We start from the raw sequence: 2,856 nt of genomic DNA on the forward strand, positions 1-2,856 counted from the left end.
CAGCCGGATCGTGGTCATCGGGCCAGCTCCGGCACCTCGACGCGCCGCCCCTCCGCGGCGGCCTTGAGGCCCAGCTCGGCGAGCTGCACCCCGCGCGCGCCGGCGAGCAGGTCCCAGTGGTACGGCTCGTCGAGCAGCAGGTGCCGCAGGAACAGCTCCCACTGGGCGCGGAAGCCGTTGGGGAACCCGGCGGGACCCGCGTTGTCGGGCACGTCCTGCCACTGGTCGCGGAAGGTCTCCGAGACCGGCAGATCGGGGTTCCACACCGGCTTCGGCGTCGCCGCCCGGTGCTGTACGCGGCAGCCGCGCAGGCCCGCGACGGCGGAGCCGTCCGTGCCGTCGACCTGGAACTCGACCAGCTCGTCGCGGTGGACGCGGACAGTCCAGGAGGAGTTGATCTGCGCCACGACGGGGCCGCCGGGGGCGGCCAGTTCGAAGATGCCGTACGCCGCGTCGTCCGCGGTCGCCTCGTACTCCTCGCCGCCCTCGTCCCAGCGGCGCGGCACGTGCGTGGTGACGTGCGCCTGCACGCTGCGCACCGGGCCGAACAGCTCGTGCAGGATGTACTCCCAGTGCGGGAACATGTCGAGCACCATCCCGCCGCCGTCCTGCGCGCGGTAGTTCCAGGAGGGCCGCTGGGCGGGCTGCCAGTCGCCCTCGAAGACCCAGTAGCCGAACTCGCCGCGGACCGACAGGATGCGGCCGAAGAAACCGCCGTCGATGAGGCGCTTGAGTTTCAGCAGCCCCGGCAGGAAGAGCTTGTCCTGCACCACGCCGTGCTTGATGCCGGCGCCCTGCGCCATCCGGGCGAGTTCGAGGGCGGCGGAGGCGGAGGTGGCGGTCGGCTTCTCCACGTAGATGTGCTTGCCCGCGGCGACGGCCTTCTTCACCGCTTCCTCGCGGGCGGAGGTGACCTGGGCGTCGAAGTACAGCTCGACGGAGTCGTCCGAGAGCACGGCGTCGAGGTCGGTGGTGTACTCCGGCAGGTCGTGCCGGCGGGCGATGTCCCGGAGCGCGTGCTCCCTGCGGCCCACCAGAACCGGCTCGGGCCACAGCACGTCGCCGCCGCCGAGATCCAGCCCGCCTTCCTCGCGAATGGCAAGAATCGAACGGACGAGGTGCTGTCGATACCCCATCCGCCCGGTGACGCCGTTCATGGCGATACGCAGCGTCCTACGTGGCATCTGGTCTCCCATAGTAAGCGCTTTCTGCCCCGGGAGAAAGCTATCCCCGCCCGGCGTGCAGCGCAAGAGCCCGACCGGGTACTGACAAAGGCGTGCACACTCCTGCCACCCTCGCGACGCGGGCGGCGCGACGTGCAAGACTTCCGCTCACAGCTCGGACCGGCGAACCTCGCCGGGCGGGGCCCGCGCGGCCCCGGGGGATTCCGGCCACGGGGGCCGGATCGTCGTACCCGAACGGGAGGCAGAGCGATGGCAGTCACCCTCGCGGACGTCGCGGCACGCGCCCGCGTCTCCGCCGCGACCGTCTCCCGGGTACTCAGCGGCAACTACCCGGTGGCCGAGGCGACCCGCACCCGCGTGCTCGCCGCGGTGGACGAGCTGGACTACGTCATCAACGGCCCCGCGAGCGCGCTCGCCGCCGCCACCTCCGACCTCGTCGGCGTCCTCGTCAACGACGTCGCCGACCCCTTCTTCGGCATCATGGCCAGCGCCGTCCAGTCCGAGCTGGGCAGCGAGAAGCTGGCGGTCGTCTGCAACACCGGCGGCTCCCCGGAGCGCGAGCTGACCTACCTCACGCTCCTGCTGCGCCAGCGCGCCGCCGCCGTCGTGATCACCGGCAGCGCCGTCGAGACGCCCGAGTACGCCGCCGCCAGCGCGGCGAAGGTGGGCCGGCTCGCGGCGAACGGCACGCAGGTCGTCCTCCTCGGCCGGCCGGCGAGCGCCGCCCCGGAGGGCTCCGTGCTCGCCGTCGAGTTCGGCAACCGCGAGGGCGGGCGCCGGCTCACCGAGCACCTGATCTCCCTCGGCCACCGCCGCATCGGCTACGTCGCGGGCCCCGCCGACCGCACCACCACCCGGCACCGCCTCGAAGGCCACCGCGCCGCGCTCGCCGCCCACGGCCTCGGCGGCGACGCCGGCGAGCTGGGCCGGCTGACGGTGCACGGCCCGTACACCCGGAAGTCCGGCTACGACGGGGCGCTCGAACTGCTGGACCGCGAGCCGGGGCTGACGGCCGTCGTCGGTTCGAACGACGCGGTGGCGCTGGGGATCTGCGCGGCGCTGCGCGAGAAGGGCCTCGACATCCCCGGCGACGTGTCCGTGGCGGGCTTCGACGACCTGCCGTTCAGCGCGGACGCGACTCCGGCGCTGACGACGGTGCGGCTGCCGCTGCAGGAGGCGGCGGCGCGGGCGGCGCGGCTGGCACTGGGGCGGGAGGAGTCGCCGGCGGGCGGGCGCGACATGGTGCCGGCGGAGCTGGTGGCGCGGGCGTCGACGGCGGCCCCGCGGGCGTAGCGGGGTTCGAGGTCCGGGGCGATTGTCCGACCGGACGGGACGGTCTGTGGATAACTCTGCACGGGGTCCGCGCATGCGGGTATCTTTGACTCAGTCAAAGGAAAGTACGCGCCAGGAGGTGGGTTCCGTGACCATCGAGGACATCCGTTCGTTCAACCGCTTCTATACGAATCTGATCGGCGCCCTCGACTACAGCCGCCAGCTCCACACGCCGTACACGCTCACCGAGGCCCGCGTGCTCTACGAGCTGAGTTCTGCCCCGCAGGCCGACGCCGCCGACCTGCGCGGTGCGCTCACGCTGGACGCGGGGTATCTGAGCAGGCTGCTCGGCAAGTTCGAGAAGGACGGCCTGATCACGCGCGGGCCGTCGGCCGCCGAC

The 2,856-nt window shown here is 72.7% G+C and carries 3 protein-coding genes; 2 read left to right on the forward strand and 1 reads right to left on the reverse strand.

What is annotated here, in order from left to right; genetic code table 11:
• Positions 1–14: 14 nt before the first annotated feature.
• Complete coding sequence (locus H5J30_RS25380; RefSeq protein WP_181789674.1) at positions 15–1,184, reverse strand: Gfo/Idh/MocA family protein; 1,170 nt, start codon at positions 1,182–1,184, stop codon at positions 15–17.
• Between the two features lie 249 nt (positions 1,185–1,433).
• Here H5J30_RS25380 and H5J30_RS25385 point away from each other — a divergent pair, with 249 nt between their 5' ends.
• Both H5J30_RS25385 and H5J30_RS25390 read left to right on the forward strand, forming a co-directional pair.
• Complete coding sequence (locus H5J30_RS25385; RefSeq protein ID WP_181789675.1) at positions 1,434–2,477, forward strand: LacI family DNA-binding transcriptional regulator; 1,044 nt, start codon at positions 1,434–1,436, stop codon at positions 2,475–2,477.
• A gap of 127 nt (positions 2,478–2,604) precedes the next feature.
• The coding region (locus H5J30_RS25390) for a MarR family transcriptional regulator (protein ID WP_181789676.1) at positions 2,605–2,856 on the forward strand (252 nt) is incomplete at its 3' end.

The sequence above is a fragment of the Streptomyces phytophilus genome, from assembly GCF_013870535.1.
GTDB classification, from domain to species: Bacteria; Actinomycetota; Actinomycetes; order Streptomycetales; family Streptomycetaceae; genus Streptomyces; species Streptomyces phytophilus.

What these genes read in the sequence shown, in the direction of transcription:
- H5J30_RS25380 (WP_181789674.1), bottom strand. Translation starts at nt 1,184, where the DNA reads ATGCCACGTAGGACGCTGCGTATCGCCATGAACGGCGTCACCGGGCGG.
- H5J30_RS25385 (WP_181789675.1), top strand. Translation starts at nt 1,434, where the DNA reads ATGGCAGTCACCCTCGCGGACGTCGCGGCACGCGCCCGCGTCTCCGCC.